This is a genomic window from Laceyella tengchongensis (assembly GCF_900182735.1).
Lineage (GTDB): Bacteria > Bacillota > Bacilli > Thermoactinomycetales > Thermoactinomycetaceae > Laceyella > Laceyella tengchongensis.
Map to the genome: position 1 here is coordinate 130,977 of NZ_FXTU01000004.1, position 15,080 is coordinate 146,056.

General features: G+C 52.2%; 13 protein-coding genes and 1 riboswitch. Of the genes, 8 read left to right on the plus strand and 5 right to left on the minus strand.

Annotated features, from left to right (window positions below; genetic code table 11):
- Nucleotides 1–12: 12 nt before the first annotated feature.
- A complete protein-coding gene (locus QQZ12_RS10100; RefSeq protein ID WP_102993360.1) occupies nt 13–852 on the plus strand; it encodes a hypothetical protein in 840 nt (279 codons plus the stop codon).
- A gap of 41 nt (nt 853–893) precedes the next feature.
- Here QQZ12_RS10100 and sugE read toward each other — a convergent pair whose 3' ends face one another.
- Complete coding sequence (sugE, locus tag QQZ12_RS10105) at nt 894–1,211, minus strand: quaternary ammonium compound efflux SMR transporter SugE (RefSeq protein ID WP_102993359.1); 318 nt, start codon at nt 1,209–1,211, stop codon at nt 894–896.
- 235 nt (nt 1,212–1,446) lie between these two features.
- Nucleotides 1,447–1,546, minus strand: a riboswitch (guanidine-I (ykkC/yxkD leader).
- A gap of 192 nt (nt 1,547–1,738) precedes the next feature.
- Here sugE and lepB point away from each other — a divergent pair.
- The 7 genes from lepB to QQZ12_RS10140 all read left to right on the plus strand — a co-directional run bounded on the left by lepB (nt 1,739) and on the right by QQZ12_RS10140 (nt 10,617).
- The gene (gene lepB / locus QQZ12_RS10110) at nt 1,739–2,203 is read left to right on the plus strand and encodes a signal peptidase I (RefSeq protein WP_102993357.1); all 465 of its coding nucleotides are present in this window, start codon (nt 1,739–1,741) and stop codon (nt 2,201–2,203) included.
- A gap of 140 nt (nt 2,204–2,343) precedes the next feature.
- The gene (locus QQZ12_RS10115) at nt 2,344–4,476 is read left to right on the plus strand and encodes a HelD family protein (protein WP_431606305.1); all 2,133 of its coding nucleotides are present in this window, start codon (nt 2,344–2,346) and stop codon (nt 4,474–4,476) included.
- Between the two features lie 53 nt (nt 4,477–4,529).
- A complete protein-coding gene (locus tag QQZ12_RS10120) occupies nt 4,530–6,569 on the plus strand; it encodes a hypothetical protein (RefSeq protein ID WP_284724373.1) in 2,040 nt (679 codons plus the stop codon).
- A gap of 136 nt (nt 6,570–6,705) precedes the next feature.
- On the plus strand, nt 6,706–7,488 hold the full coding sequence (locus QQZ12_RS10125; RefSeq protein ID WP_284724374.1) for an SGNH/GDSL hydrolase family protein: 783 nt from the start codon (nt 6,706–6,708) through the stop codon (nt 7,486–7,488).
- A gap of 216 nt (nt 7,489–7,704) precedes the next feature.
- The gene (locus QQZ12_RS10130) at nt 7,705–8,331 is read left to right on the plus strand and encodes a tetratricopeptide repeat protein (RefSeq protein ID WP_102993354.1); all 627 of its coding nucleotides are present in this window, start codon (nt 7,705–7,707) and stop codon (nt 8,329–8,331) included.
- A 158-nt stretch (nt 8,332–8,489) separates the two neighbouring features.
- Nucleotides 8,490–9,236, plus strand: coding sequence for a thioesterase II family protein (locus tag QQZ12_RS10135; protein ID WP_284724375.1), 747 nt, complete (start codon nt 8,490–8,492; stop codon nt 9,234–9,236).
- 145 nt (nt 9,237–9,381) lie between these two features.
- Entirely contained in the window at nt 9,382–10,617 is a 1,236-nt protein-coding gene (locus QQZ12_RS10140) for a DUF4145 domain-containing protein (RefSeq protein WP_284724376.1), read from the plus strand.
- 84 nt (nt 10,618–10,701) lie between these two features.
- Here QQZ12_RS10140 and QQZ12_RS10145 read toward each other — a convergent pair whose 3' ends face one another.
- The 4 genes from QQZ12_RS10145 to QQZ12_RS10160 all read right to left on the minus strand — a co-directional run bounded on the left by QQZ12_RS10145 (nt 10,702) and on the right by QQZ12_RS10160 (nt 14,939).
- Nucleotides 10,702–11,178 (minus strand): DinB family protein, encoded by a 477-nt coding sequence (locus QQZ12_RS10145; RefSeq protein ID WP_102993351.1) that lies wholly within the window; start codon nt 11,176–11,178, stop codon nt 10,702–10,704.
- Nucleotides 11,179–11,428: 250 nt separating this feature from the next.
- Complete coding sequence (locus QQZ12_RS10150; RefSeq protein WP_284724377.1) at nt 11,429–13,273, minus strand: PTS fructose transporter subunit IIABC; 1,845 nt, start codon at nt 13,271–13,273, stop codon at nt 11,429–11,431.
- A gap of 11 nt (nt 13,274–13,284) precedes the next feature.
- Entirely contained in the window at nt 13,285–14,199 is a 915-nt protein-coding gene (pfkB, locus tag QQZ12_RS10155; RefSeq protein ID WP_284724378.1) for a 1-phosphofructokinase, read from the minus strand.
- Nucleotides 14,196–14,939: a DeoR/GlpR family DNA-binding transcription regulator gene (locus tag QQZ12_RS10160; protein ID WP_102993348.1), complete on the minus strand. Its 744-nt coding sequence runs from the start codon at nt 14,937–14,939 to the stop codon at nt 14,196–14,198. Before QQZ12_RS10160 ends, pfkB begins: the two co-directional genes overlap by 4 nt.
- Nucleotides 14,940–15,080 lie beyond the last annotated feature (141 nt).

The window sequence follows — 15,080 nt, forward strand, 5'->3', positions numbered from 1 at the left end:
GGCGTGTTTTTTATGGAAGCGGCTGGCGCGTGTAGTGGGTCTTCGTATACAATGGACTTCGACTTTAACAGAAACGGAGCGGATGACGTGTCCAATCATTACCGTAGCATTGGGTTTCACATTGCCACAGACGACGATATAGAAGCATTGGTTGACCAGCACATTTTGCAGGGGGCTGGGCGGGAAGTGAAGACGCCGGACAGCCACTATGTGGAGTATTTGTTGCCCGGCGGGGAGCAATTAACGTTACCGATCGATGAGCAAGGGCGTATCATCGATCTCCATCCCCATTATCGGGGGCAGGGGCGGATGATTGCCCGGCTGGAAAAAGTGCTGACCCGCGATCAGTTGCCGTTGGAGCTCTCTTACTTCGCCTGGGCCAATCCCAAAGCCGGTCTGGTGGGGGAGGAAGCGCGGGGCGATTATCCTTTCTTGTTCGAGGTGCCGGAGTATGGGCCAATGCGCCGCTTGGAATCGTTGCCGCAGACGGTATCCGTGCAGATCGCCGCATTTGCTTATGAATTGAGTTGCTATGCGAATGAAGCGGAGTATCAAGCCGCAAATGATCCGGACATGCCGATGGCGGTTGAATCATTCATCCCGACCGGGTTGTTTGCTGATCCGGATGGAGGCGGCGAACCCCGGGCAGAAGCGATGCTGTCGGGCCGCGTGCTGGCATGTGAGCGGAAAACCAACGCGTATTCCGGCCAAGATTATTGGGCGTTGTTGGTCAAGACGCTGGGGGGGACGATTGACGTGGTGTCCGCGCCGCAAACCGTCGAGGGGCACCCGCAGGTCGGCGGAATTTGCAAGGGCGTTTTTTGGTTGAGTGGACAATTTGTCAGTGATTGACGCAACAGAAGTTGAATGGGTAAAAACGCTGAAGGCCCCGTTTAGCGCGCGGATAGCTTTAGGCCGATGATGCCGGCTAGGATCAGCCCCAAAAAGAACAGGCGGCTAAGGTCGCGCGGTTCATTGAATAGGAAGATTCCCAACAACACTGCCCCTACTGCCCCGATGCCCGTCCAGATGGCGTACGCGGTGCCGATGGGCAATGTTTTGGTTGCCAAAGCCAGAAAGAAGAAGCTGACTATCATACCTCCGATGGTGATCAAGGATGGATAAAGGCGGGTGAAGCCATGTGACTGTTTGAGGGAGATCGCCCATACCACCTCAAACACGCCTGCGATGAGCAAGTAAAACCAAGCCAAGATGCTAGCCTCCTTTGTATGGGTTTGGTTACATTAGGGTGTGTCTGGCAAATCAAGTTGGTAGGGAAGAAGCGGCGGAAAAACCTTTTCTCGAGGAGCGCCTCGCCATGCGTGAAGCGAATGAGAAAATGGTTTTGGAGTCGCTGGCCTATTCACCAGACACGCTCTCGAAAAACGAAAGGCGAATGGGGAGGAAATCATTACGTAAAAAGCCCGGGAGGTATCCTAGTTGATATCCTCCCGGGCTTTTGTCCCTCCGTGTACACGGTTTAAGCCGTGCGTTTTCTCTCGGTCCAGTCTAGCAAAGCCGCTACGGAACCCTAGAAAACTTCTCCATGGCATTGTAACACATGATAGCGGATAGACGAAGTGCATGGAGATAAGAAATAATTATTTTAAAAGGAATAATATTTAATATTATACTTCAATAAATGTTCGACTATTTTTAACCATTGTTATATTATGGTGAAAAGAAAGTGTCGTTGCCAACGCCATCACACATGTAGAGACAAAGGAAGGGATCCCATTTGTCCGATTCACCCAAAACACTCCACCTTTTGTTGTATGCCATTATCGGTTTAGCCGGCCTGGCGCTTGGCTTGCGGTTGTTTTTCGGAATTTACCAGGTGCATGGTGTCGGAATGGAACCGACACTGAAGAATAAAGAGTTTTGCCTGGTGGCGAACTATCCGCTGTCCCTGGAACAAGGGGATCTGGTCGTGTTTCGTTCAAATTCGGGCAAACCGCTGGTTAGGCGGGTGATCGGCCTGCCTAAACAAAAAGTTGAGATCAAAGATAGCAAGGTCTATATCAACGGGCAATTGGTGCGTGAGCCTTACGTGGCCCGAGCCAAAGGCATTATCGACACCGCGCCTGTCCAAATTCCCGAAGATGAGTATTATCTGTTGAGCGACGACCGGCTGGACACGCTTGACAGCCGCCGACTGGGAACCATCCACGAGGATCAGTTGTTAGGCAAGATCATCTATTGATTTTTGGCTTTTGTTCTTTTATGCTATATTTCCGATGATGTCTTTCGAGACACAAAATTGAAAACGGATACATCTATAGCATAAGCACCTAGCGCAGAGCGGGTGCTTTTCACTGTCCTAATAAGCAAAAGTGAAGGGGTGTGGTAGGGTTGAACGAGGCTTACGCACAGGAAGAAGCCCGGTTGCAAGTGATGCTGGAAAAAATCGAAAAGCAGCTGGTCGAGTTGGAGGGGATTCCGCGTTACCGAGGCAAGGACTTGGTGGAACAGGCGCTCGACAATCAACGGCAAAATCGGTTAAAACAATTGCGTATCGCCCGAAATGAGCCTTATTTTGGAAGATTAGATTTTGCAGAGGACGGAAAAGACGAGCCGACACCGCTCTATATCGGCAAAGTCGGCGTGCAGGATGACAAGGAGAACGCGCCGCTGGTCATTGATTGGCGGGCTCCTGTCGCCAGTCTATTTTATTCATTTACAGGAGAGACGGACCGCGCTGAGTACACCTCCCCTGAAGGAGTGATTGAGGGGACGGTGTATTTGAAGCGAAATATCGCGATTCGCAAGCAACAGATTCAGCGGGTGGTTGACAGTTATGTGCGCGGGGAAAAGTCATCCGGGATGGTGGATGAATTTTTGCTTTACCGTTTGGGTGAAAAGAAAGACAATCGCTTAAGGGATATCGTGTCCACGATCCAGCATGAACAAGACCAAATCATCCGCGCCGAACGCAACATCCCGCTCGTAATCCAAGGGGTGCCGGGGAGTGGTAAAACCACGGTCGCTTTGCACCGCTTGGCTTATTTGCTGTACCAGTATCAAGAACAGCTACGGGCGGAACGGTTTGTCATCTTTGCTCCCAACCGCATGTTTGTCGATTATATCTCGGACGTGTTGCCTGAATTGGGCGTGGGCGATGTGCAGCAATTCACCTTTGTCGATTGGGCCTATGACTTTTTTGACGACGAGCTGCCGCCTGTGGAAAAGGAATGGGCGGATGAATTCGCGATGGGGGGTACCGTCGATCAAGCGGATTTGGCCTGGTTCCGATATAAAGGAAGCCTTGCGTTTCATGATCGGATCGCGGCGTCTTTGACGGAGCTGGAAGCGACGTTTGTGCCGGAAAAGCCGTTTTCGCCTTGGGAAGGCAAGGTGTTGCCAGCGGAGGAGATCCGGCGTTGGTTTGCGGAAGAGTATCGGCATTATCCTCTCCTGAAGCGGAAAGAACGCGTATTTGCGAGATTGAAGCGCTGGTTGGAGATGGAGTTGAAAGAGTTGCGTGATATCGATCCGCGGGGGAAGATTCGCAAACAAGCCAACCAGCGGTTGCGCACCTATATGAAGGCATGGCCTCAACCGACTCCTTGGTCATGGTATCTGCGCCTAATCAGCACGAAGTCAGCCGAATTCGATGTTGCGCCACCCGCGGCGTTTGTCCAAAAGTTGAAACGAAAGCGGATCGGCGTTACCGATTTGGCTCCTTTGCTGCACATCCATGTTGCGTTGCACGGGATTTCTAACGAAAATACGTTTGATCATGTGGTGATCGATGAGGCGCAAGATGTATCTCCTTATCAGCTGGCGGTGTTGCAACGGTTTTGCCAAAGCAACTCTTTCACCATATTGGGCGATCTGTTACAAAACATCCATGTCCATAAAGGGATTACTGAGTGGCGCGAATTGATGGACTTATTTGCAAAAGGCACGTGCCGGTATGTGCAATTAAACAAGAGCTATCGTTCAACCATGGAAATCATTCAGTTTGCCAATGAGATTGTCCGGGATTATGCCAAAGGTGTGGCAGTGGCTACTCCTGTTTATCGAAGTGGGGACCCGGTGCGGATGTTGTCCGTGTCGGCGGCGGAGCGGAATGTGTTGTTGGCTCGGGAAGTGCAGGCCTTGATCGAGCGAGGGGTTGGCACCGTGGCCGTGGTGACGCGGACAGAAGCGGAGAGTGAGAGAATAGCGGCCGAGTTGCGCGACCAAGGGGTGGAGGCGCATCTGATCACTTCTACACAGGCTGAATATCACGGGGGCATTTCGGTGATCCCTATTTATTTGACCAAGGGAATGGAGTTTGACGCCGTCATTTTGGTGGAAGTGGATGAGGGGCGCTATCCTGTAGATGAGCTCCATGCTAAACTGTTGTTCGTAGGTTGCACCCGGGCTTTGCATCATTTGGTGATGATGTCTTCTGAGCGCCATTCTCCGCTGTTGGAAAAAGCGGCGCGGCATGGGCTGGGTGAATTGGGCGGTGAGGAAGTGTTACGTTAGCGTGGATGCTTTTTCGTCGCCCGAAAAAACGCCAAAAAAAAGAGAGAATATGGGTGACAACAATGAAGCTGAACGAATGTTTGAAACAACTGTATGACGAATTGGAAGAGTTGTCGATCACTTACGCCCCCCACCGAAAGGTTCAGGAAGAACATGAAATCCTCTTTGCCGATGAGTTCCCCATTCCGACAAATGGATTGATGTTAACCCATTGGGGAACGGAGGTCGGTTCAACAACCGAATTCGTGCGGGAACTCCCCTCGTTGGAATTACGGCGCCATTTACCGGTCAAACAGTTGCAATTTTTCTTTGCCGATCTCTCCCCGGACGCCTGTTTGGCCTTTGTCTTGTTTTATTGCCGCCATCAGGGAGTGGATGCGCAAGAGTTTCCGCTGGAGTGGCTGGATTACAGCATCCGTTGGGAAATGGGTGATGTGAAAACCACGGGGAAACCATTTGAATCTTGGGGTTGCTTACACAGTGCCTTGGCTTACGCTTCCTATGTGACGGAAGAACAGTTGCACGCGACCGGGGAGATGGCGGTGCGGATCGATCCGGAGCATGTGCAACGTGGGTTGCTTTCCTGCCTTTATTTGGTCATTCTTTTGCTTCTGGAAGAGGTGGCGCCATATGAAGTGCCTGAGCTGGATCACATCGAAGAATACAATGCGGCGATCACCCATTTGCGCCTGGAGTATCAAAAATATTTGCAAGGCTTGAAAAACGCGACGGTGACGCAGTTAGAGCTTCCAGTGATCCATGCGAACCGAACCGTGCTGGTCGATGCTTTTATCACTAGGGAGAACACGAACATCGGCTTGTTGAAATCCTTTCTGATTCATGATGAAGAACGGACTTGGCTCCAGTCAGGTTTCCAGTTTATCGCTATCTACCGTCCTGATCTAAAAGGGACGGGTCGAGACATGGTGATCCAAGTTGACCCCACGATGAATCTCCATCTACAGGATTTGTGGCGAAAATTGGAAGAGATGGAGGATGAGCGCTGGGGCGGCGAGCGTCCCTGCGACCAACCGCTGGTTCCGGAGCGATCACCGGCCAATCGCCCATGGATGGCTTCCAACGAAAACATGACCGCTTTATTCGCGCCGCGGCAGTTGGATGATGGCACCATGGGCTCCAAGTTGGAATGGGCCGAGGTGGTCGGTGCAATATGGGAGTTGTACAACCCTGCTAACTCCATTAAGGTGAACCCTTATCTGGCCGATGGCTCCATCGGGGCTGCTTGCAACATTTATGAGTGCGAACCTATTTATCACAACGGAAAAGTATTTATCGCCGCCAAGTGGAATTCATTGGGGAAACAACAAGTGTTTGTCAGTTCGCCGACGATGCAGCGATATTTGGCGGTTTGCGCTTCAGGCACATACCAGAACCGGGTGCCACCCATCCATCCCTTGCCGCCGAAGCATTCATTTGATTTTATTGAATTGCCGTGCGGCTATGCGCTCATTCATCCTGGTGGCATCTTGATCCTGGACGATTGGAACAGCGAACCGCTTGATTTTGCGCTTTATGCGGGAGAAGTGAAAAAACTGGTCGACAGGGTGAACACATTCCAACGCATCCGCGAAGAATGTGCGGAGGTGATGGAGTCGGTGGAGGAGCTGTTGCGGCAAAATCAAACCCTGTCCGGGAAGAAGTTGATGGAGCTGAATCGCTGGATTACCGTCAAGAAGGTGGAGATTCGCAACAAGATATTGGCGACGATGCCATCTTCCGTAGATTATTACCTCGACCGATTCCGTGAGACAGTGAAGAAGAGATGGGGATTGGGCACGCAGCTTAATGAGTTGTACAACACGGTGTCCGAATTGGAGAACATCATCAAAAGCCACAGCGAATTGCGCGCCGGCCGGCTGATCAACTTAATTACGATTTTTGGGTTTCCCATGGCGTTGTTTAGCGGTTTGTTTGAAATCGTGTTCGAGGATTTGCCCAGTCCCAAATGGTGGGGGATTCATTGGGTTGGGTTAGGATTGTTCGTCATTCTGTCCGCAGTTAGTGTCCTGGCTTTGAATCGATATGTGCGAAAAGGTGTCAAACAGGAGAAACAATGGATGATGCGGCAGTGAACGGCTTGCCGGCTGTAGGATGCGTACATGCACTTGCGGCCGGCCGGGAGGTGAAAGGGGTGTTACCAATAATTATTCAGAATAATATGATAAAAATAAGCATAAAACCCTGCTCGATATAAATGAGGTGACTGTTGTGAACAAAGGCCGCCTGTTGCTGCTGGTGTTGATGACAACCCTTTTCTCACTCCTGTCGACCACTTCTCCGACATTTGCCGCTACCACCTGGCGCTACACTGCTTTGGGTGATTCGCTTGGCACCGGTTTTGGTTCTTGGTATGGGTATGTGTATCGCTACCGGGATTATATCGCAGCTGATACGGGAAATGATGTTTTGTTGACGAATCAGAGTGTAAATGGCTGGACGAGCGCCGATTTGGCCAACGCGTTACAAACGGATGCAGATCTGCGCAATGCGGTTGCCAGCGCCCAAGTGGTCACATGGAATATCGGCGGCAATGATCTGCTTGGCGCGCGCAACCGCTATATCAGAGGGACGTGCGGGGGCGTTGACCAAGAGGACTGCCTGCGCCAAGCTGTTGTTCATTTCAAGCGGAATTGGGATCAGATCGTCGACAGCATCCAAGGCTTGCGCGCTGGGCAACCAACCTTGTACCGGACGATGGATGTGTACAATCCCTTTGTCGATGAAGACAAGCATGCCCTCGGCGCAGACCGAAGCAAAACCCGGTTTGAAATATTGAAGCCTTGTCTCGATGAGATCAACCGCCATATTCACGAGCGGCAAACCAAGGGGTATGACGTAGCTAAGGTTTACGATGCCTTTAATGGCCCGAATCATGATCAAGACCCAGGTGCCAAAGGATTGCTTTTTTGGGATGGTGTCCACCCCAATGACCAGGGGCAACGGCTGATTGCTGAGGCATTTCGCAAATTGGGTTATGCATCGCTTCATTGACGTTGATCGCAAGAGGAAGTGTTTCTGGTAAGCGGCATGTAGCGCGCGCCGGAAACATTTTTTCGTGTTACCTGCTTCAAAAGGTGATGTTCAGCGTTAAATCGTTCCTAATTTGACTTGTATTTTACAAAATTAAGATTTTTAATCAGTGCAGGTTTAGTATAATAGAATCGTTGAAAGGTATTTATTCATTTTTTTATAGGGGGAGATTGGGCTGTGAGTCAATTTGAACATGAAAACCAAGAGGCAGAAGCACAAGGAAATGGGCAAGTGCTGGACTTTCATGAAGAGAAGGAACGCCTGCGCCAGGATGAAGGCATTAAATGGATGATCAAAGCCGCCGAAGCGGGGGATGTATGGTCCATGGCGGAGTTGGCATACCTGCTTTTGACAGGAAACAAGGTGCGGCAAAACCTGGTTGAGGGTGAAAAGTGGTTGCGCAGAGCGGCCGAGGCCAATGACAAGTGGGCGATGATGGAGCTTGGATACCGGTTGATCGTAGGAGAAGGATTGGCTCAGGATGCAGTCGAAGGGGAGAAGTGGCTACGACTGTCGGCTGAAGCCAATTATCCGGTGGCCATGCGCATCTTGGGTTACCGCTTGTTGGAAGGTGACGGTTTGGAGCAAGACTTGGAAGAAGGGGAAGTCTGGATTCGCAGAGCAGCTGAGGCGGCTGAGCCAATTGCGATGCGGATTCTGGGTTACCGTCTGCTCAATGGCATCACCTTCCCGCAAAACATCGAAGAAGGTGAGCTTTGGTTGCAAAAAGCGGCTGAAGCGGGTGAAGTGGTGGCCATGCGTGAGTGGGGCAATTACTTGATCAACGGAGTCTCCAAAAAGTAACCGCAACCATCACGCCCTGCAAGAAGAACGGTCTGACATAGCAAGGGAGTGGGGGCGTTGGTCGCCACTCCTCCGGATTCGCAGCCAGTCGATGCAAAAGCCCTTCATGGGGCAAGCAAGGTTTGAAATCGCGTTTACATAGAATGGAGAGTGTCGGGATGACTACCAAAACAAATCAGGTGTTGATGTACCGCAAGCCGAATCCGCAAGCGGAGATGCGTCTGTTTTGCTTTCCATACGCAGGGGGCAGCGCCTCGATTTTCACCCAATGGCAAGCTCGGTTTTCCAAACGGATCGAGGTGTGTCCGGTTCAGTTGCCGGGCCGTGAAAATCGCCTGTTGGAAGAGCCGGTGTCCTCGATTGAGCGGCTGGTGCCGCAACTGGCTGATGAATTGGAGCCCTTTCTGGACCAACCCTTTCTTATTTTTGGACATAGCATGGGAGCGTTGATCGGGTTTGAGCTGGCTCGGGAATTGCGTAGGCGGAACCGTCCGTTGCCGCAGAAGTTAATTGTTTCTGCCAAACAGGCGCCGCACATCCCCCGGAGCAAACCACTCGGATATGACTCTTCCGACGAGGAATTGATCGATCAGTTGCGTGAATTGAATGGTACTCCGGAAGAAGTATTAGCGAACCGGGAGCTGATGGAATTGATCCTTCCCATCATTCGAGCCGATTTTGCGTTGGTGGATCGCTACGTTTACCGCCAAGAGGAGCCGTTGACCTGCCCCATTTTGGCGTTTGGCGGAATCGAGGACCCTGATGTGAAACAGGATGAGTTGGCGGCATGGCAACAGATGACAGCGGGCGGCTTTTTCATGCAGCAGTTTGCAGGGGGCCACTTTTATTTGTTTCAAGAAAATACGGACGCTTTGGAACAGATTGTGGCAGCAGTGGAGAAGTAGCCGTGCGCTGTGGCCAGACCCGGCATTCGCCCATCATGGGAATGCCGGGTTATTCGTTTTATACGAACTGATGAATTATTCATGATATTGTATAAATATAAGGATATACTTCATGCATGATCAATCCGATAAGGAGAGTTTGATGGTGAGCAAGCATGGATTGTTTTCTTTTTTAGCGGATGTATCGGTCGATTTGGTGAGCTTAGGTGAACAGTTAGAACGGAATCTTTTTGACGATCCCCACGCATCGTTGGCCAAAGCGAGGGTGTTCGGCGAAGAATTGGCCAAGCTCATCGCCGCCAAGGAAGGGCGAACCAGGCTAGTTTCCGCCACCCAATACGAAAGGCTGAAAGCGTTGGCGCAACAAGGGGCGATCACCGAAGAGATGCGGAGCCATTTTGATTTTGTGCGGACAGAAGGGAATAAGGCAGTTCACAATCCTAAATACGAGAGCATTGAACAGGCTTTGCGCGCACACCGCATCCTATATGAATTAAGCGTATGGTTTATGAAACAGTACGTAAACCCGTCATTCATGCATGAGGGGTATGTTCATCCTCGCCCGTCGTGGCCGGAAAGCGTCAGTCTGGATCGAATTGAAGAGATCTTGGAAAAGGCGCTGGAGAAGAAATTGAAACAGGTCATGTCTACCGACCCCGGAGCGACCGGCACCATGGAACAGGAGTCGGCGATTGCAGGCCAAGCAAACCCGGCGGAGAACAAAGACAAAGTCGCAGAAGGAATGAAATGGCTGGCTAAGGCGGCAGAGGCGGGGGATGTGTGGTCGATGGCGGAGTTGGCCTATCGGAAATTGACGGGCAAGCAAGTGAAGCAAGATGTGGTCGAAGGGGAGAAGTGGCTTAGAAAAGCGTCGCAAGCGGGTGACAGTTGGTCGATGATGGAGTTGGGCTATCGCTTGTTAGTCGGGGATGGGTTGCGTCAGGATGCGGTTGAAGGGGAGATGTGGTTACGCCGGTCGACAGAAGCGGAATATCCAGAAGCGATGCGGATTTTGGGTTACCGCTTGCTGGAAGGGGACGGCCTCCAGCGAAACGAGGCGGAGGGAAAACGGTGGATTCAGCAGGCGGCGGAGAAAGAAGAGCCGATTGCTATGCGCATTTTAGGCTACCGCTTGTTGCACGGCGTCGGGTATGAGCGGGATCAGGCGCAGGGGGAGTTCTGGCTCCGTAAAGCGGCGGAAGCGGGTGAGGTGATCGCGATGCGGGAATATGGGTACGCGCTGATCGAAGGAAAGGTCATGGCGCAAGACATTGCCGCGGGGGAAAGATGGTTGACCAAAGCAGCGGAGGCAGGGGATGCCGAAGCCGGACAATGGTTGAAAAAGAAAAAAGGTGGCCTTTGGAATCTGTTCAGGTTATGAGAAAAAGCCGAGTCATGGAAGGAAATCCACGACTCGGCTGAATAGCGATGGCACGCGCCAAGGTTGATCCCTTTACGCACACCCTTAATCCAATTGCAACTTGACAAACAGCGGTAGCGTTTCTACCCCGACGATCCGCGCGTAAGTGTACAGTTGTCCTTTGTGGTGGATCTCATGATCCCGCATCATTTGCAAAAGCACTTCACCCGAAAGCGGTCGGCCGAATGGTTTGGTCACGTCCACCATAGCGGCAAACTTTTCATCCGGCAGGCTGGACAAGGATTGGCGGTTTTTGTCGGTCAGTGCTTGCGCCAATTCCCGCAACTCGGCGACGGTGTTCACAGCCTTTTCCGGCTCAGCAGGGGATACAAAATGTCCTGCGATAACTGAATTGACAAACATGTCGGCGGATTGCAGCATGTGCAAGACCAATTCTTTCAGGGACATGCCTTTTTCCCAAGGGCGATAATCCAAATGCTCGTCTTGCAATTGCTCCAACAACTCCAAGATGACCAGGCGGTGACGCAACCAACTGTTGACAAAACCGTTTGCTTTGCTCATCAAGATTCACCTTCCAAATTAGAAGTTGCTTACAAAAGTATATTATAACTGAAAAAAGGGAGGATGAGATCGGTTTTTGCAAAAAAACAGCCATCCGTTGTCCGTATGCCGCTAGGGCGTGTCTGGCAAATCAAGTTTGTGGGGAAGAAGCGGCGGAAAAACCTTTTCTCGAGGAGCGCCTCGCCACGCGTGAAGCGAATGAGAAAATGGTTTTGGAGCCGCTAGCCTATTCATCAGACACACCGTAGTGTCAATCCTGCCTTGGCCGTTTCCAAACGCCAAGTGCGAAGGCAGTAACGAGAGAACCCACCACAATGGCCGCCGCGTAATGGAACGGCTTGTTGACGAGGGGGATGACGAACAATCCGCCGTGAGGCGCGGGCAGTGTGATCCCTAGCCACAAGGATAATCCGCCAGCGACAGCCGCCCCGACTATGCAGCTTGCCAAAACACGCAAGGGGTCAGCGGCCGCGAAGGGAATCGCTCCTTCTGTGATAAATGAGGCCCCCAGGAGATAATTGGTCAAACCCGCTTTCCGCTCAGAGTCACTAAATTTGCGTTTGAAGAAAGTGGTGGCTAACGCGATGCCCAGTGGTGGAACCATTCCGCCAGCCATCACCGCAGCATGTGGGCCGAAGTTGCCCGCTTCCATGCAGGCGAGGCCGAATGTGAAAGCCGCTTTGTTGATGGGGCCGCCCATATCCGCGGCCATCATGCCGCCCAAGATCACGCCCAACAGGACGGCGTTGGTGCCGGAGAGGCCACTAAGCCAAGCGGCTAGCGCCTTGTTTAGCGCGCCTACCGGGCCGTTGACCACGGTGATCATCAGGATGCCGGTGAGCAAGATGCCCAGCACGGGATACAAGAGAACCGGTTTTAGCCCGTCGAGCTGTTCAGGCAAGAATGCCAACGCTTTTTTCAGGCCGACCACGATGTATCCGGCCAAGAAACCGGCGATCAACCCGCCCAAAAAACCGGCTTGCGCTGAGGCCGCCAAAAAACCGCCAACGACCCCAGGAGCGAAGCCCGGACGGTCAGCAATGCTCATTGCAATAAAGCCGGCCAAGATGGGCACGAGGAAATGGAACGCGCCTTCGCTTCCGATTTTCATCAACATCTCGGCGACTGGTCCTTTGGCCTCAATGCCACCCCAGGCGAAGGCTAAGGCGATCAGCACACCGCCCCCCACCACAAACGGCAACATGTTGCTCACGCCATTCATCAAGTGCTTGTAGAAACCAGCTCCTCCCTGAGAGGATTCAGTGCGGCCCGCTGCGTTGTCCGCGACATAGAGAGGAGCCTCCTGCCGGAGGGCGGCTGTAAGGAGCCGTTCCGGTTGATGGATCGCTTCTGCGACACGCACTTGAATGACGGGTTTTCCATGAAAACGGCTCATCTCGACCTGTTTGTCGGCGGCTACGATGATGGCGGTGGCTTGGGCAATATCTTCTGGTGTGAGCTTGTTTTTCACACCGGTTGACCCATTGGTTTCCACTTTGATGGTAAGGCCCATTTCCCGCGCTTTTGCGTTGAGCGCGTCAGCGGCCATGTATGTGTGGGCAATGCCCGTGGGGCAGGCTGTCACTGCCAATATGAGCTTATCGGTGGTGTGGGTGGACGCCGCTTCTTCCGGCTCGTTTTCCATTTCTTTGTCTTGGATGAGTGCTACCAACTCTTCCGCAGTGCGGGCTTGTTCCAACTGTTGGCGGAATGCGCTGTCCATCAGGAGAACGGACAGGCGCGACAAGGTTTCAAGGTGGGCTTCATCAGCTCCCTCGCCAGCGGCGATCATAAAGAATAGGTGGGCTGGTTGGCCGTCAAGCGCTTCATAATCGATGCCCTGAACGCTTTTGCCGAAGCAAATCGACGGTATTTTGACGGCATCCGTTTTGGCGTGGGGGATGGCGATGCCATCGCCGATGCCCGTCGATCCCGACGCTTCCCGCTTGAGAATCGCTTCTTTAAACTTGTTGCGGTCTGCGAGCCGCCCCGCTTCATCTAATTTGGCGACCAGTTCTTCGATCACTGCCTCTTTGGTGGTCGCTTGAAGTTCCATGATGATGGTGTCCGGTTTTAATAAGTCTGTGATCTTCATGAGGCCCCTCCTTACAGTTTGGTTAGTTGAACTTGTGGATAAACGGTTTCGATCGTGTCTAGACTGGCCAAGTCCGCTGAAAAAGCGGTAGCACCACCGGTCGCGATACCATAGCGGAATGCATCTGGTACTGAACCGTGTTGCGACAGGTGGCCGATGAAGCCGGCGACCAAGGAATCACCTGCGCCCACAGAGTTAACCACGGTACCGCGTGGCACGTTGGATCGGTAGATCCCATCGGCGGTGAACAACAGAGCGCCCTTGTCGGCCATAGACACAATGACATGTCTAATCCCCTGGGCCAACAACTTCTCGCCATAAGGGATCGTTTCGTCGAGCGAGGTGAAGGTCGTGTTAAATAATTCACCCAGCTCGTGGTGATTCGGTTTGATCAGAAAGGGATGGTGGCGAATGACCTGCGCGAGTGCTTCACCGCTCGTATCGACTACCACCTTGATGCCGCGTTTGCCGTAGGTGACCAGCAGTGTTTGGTACAGGTCAGGCGGGAGCGAAGGGGGAATGGTGCCGGCGAGCACCAGCATGTCCCCGGCCCGGAGGCGTTCCAGCTTTTGCAGGAATTGCTGTAGGCGATCGGGGGGGATGGAAGGGCCTGCGCCATTGATTTCCGTTTCCCCACTCTGTTCCTTCAATTTGATGTTGATGCGGGTATCCCCGTCGATACGGACAAAATCATGCGCCACTCCCTCACTCGTCAATGCTTTGGTGAGATAGGTGCCAGTGAACCCGCCGACAAAGCCGAGGGCGGTGGTTTCCACCCCTATTCGCGCTAAAATGCGGGAGACATTGATTCCTTTGCCGCCTGGGTATTTCTGTTCCTGATCCATGCGATTCAATTCGCCTCGGCGCAAGGTTTGAACATGGACGGTGAAGTCGATCGATGGATTGAGTGTTACTGTATAAATCATGTGTCCACCTCAATAATGTCGGTCTGATTTAGATAGGATTGTCGCTGCTCTTCCGGGAGCTTGTCGGTAATGATGCGCATCTCATGGATGTCAGCGACTTTAGCGAAGGCCACTTCATGGAACTTCTGGCCGTCCGCTAGCACATATGCCTGGCTGGCCAAGCGCGCCGCCGTTTTTTTAATCATGGCTTCTTCGGGGTCGGGCGTGGTGTATCCCAGCTCCAAATCAATGCCGTTGGTTCCCAAAAAACACTTATCAAAACGATAGAGGCGCAAGGACTCCAAGGCCATGCTCCCAATCATCGCGCGGGTGGACAATTTGATCATTCCCCCCAGCAAATAGGCGCGGATTTGCCGTTCAGCCAGTGCTTCCAATTGCGCGAAGCCGTTGGTGACAACGGTCAGATTTTTGGCTTGCAGGTGGGGCACCATTTCCAATGTGGTGCTACCCGCATCGAGATAGATGCAATCACCGGGCTCAACCAAGGAAGCAGCGGTTGCAGCGATGCGTTGTTTGATTTGAAGGTTTTTGGTTGATTTTTCAGCAATGGTTGGTTCGGCTCCCTTGGTTTGTAGCAAGGCGGCTCCGCCGTGAATCCGCTTGAGAAGACGGCGCCGTTCCAACTCGATCAAATCGCGGCGGATGGTGGATTCTGACGAATCCGTCGCTAGGACAAGCTCTTGCAGTTTGACAGCACCCTTCTGTTTCAGCAGATCCAAGATCACTTGGTGTCGTTGGATTGTAAGCGTTTTCGTTCACCTCGCTTCCTTCTTATCATAGCGGATGTCGTTTGCTTAATCAATCAATTTCGTTCATTTTCTATCTTTTTCATTCAAAAGAATGGGATGAATCTACATAAACTACAAACTTTTACAGATAAT

Excerpts from the sequence above, each read along its gene's own strand:
- QQZ12_RS10100 (WP_102993360.1), top strand. The coding sequence starts at position 13 with ATGGAAGCGGCTGGCGCGTGTAGTGGGTCTTCGTATACAATGGACTTC.
- QQZ12_RS10135 (WP_284724375.1), top strand. The coding sequence starts at position 8,490 with ATGACTACCAAAACAAATCAGGTGTTGATGTACCGCAAGCCGAATCCG.
- QQZ12_RS10145 (WP_102993351.1), bottom strand. The coding sequence starts at position 11,178 with ATGAGCAAAGCAAACGGTTTTGTCAACAGTTGGTTGCGTCACCGCCTG.
- QQZ12_RS10150 (WP_284724377.1), bottom strand. The coding sequence starts at position 13,273 with ATGAAGATCACAGACTTATTAAAACCGGACACCATCATCATGGAACTT.
- pfkB (WP_284724378.1), bottom strand. The coding sequence starts at position 14,199 with ATGATTTATACAGTAACACTCAATCCATCGATCGACTTCACCGTCCAT.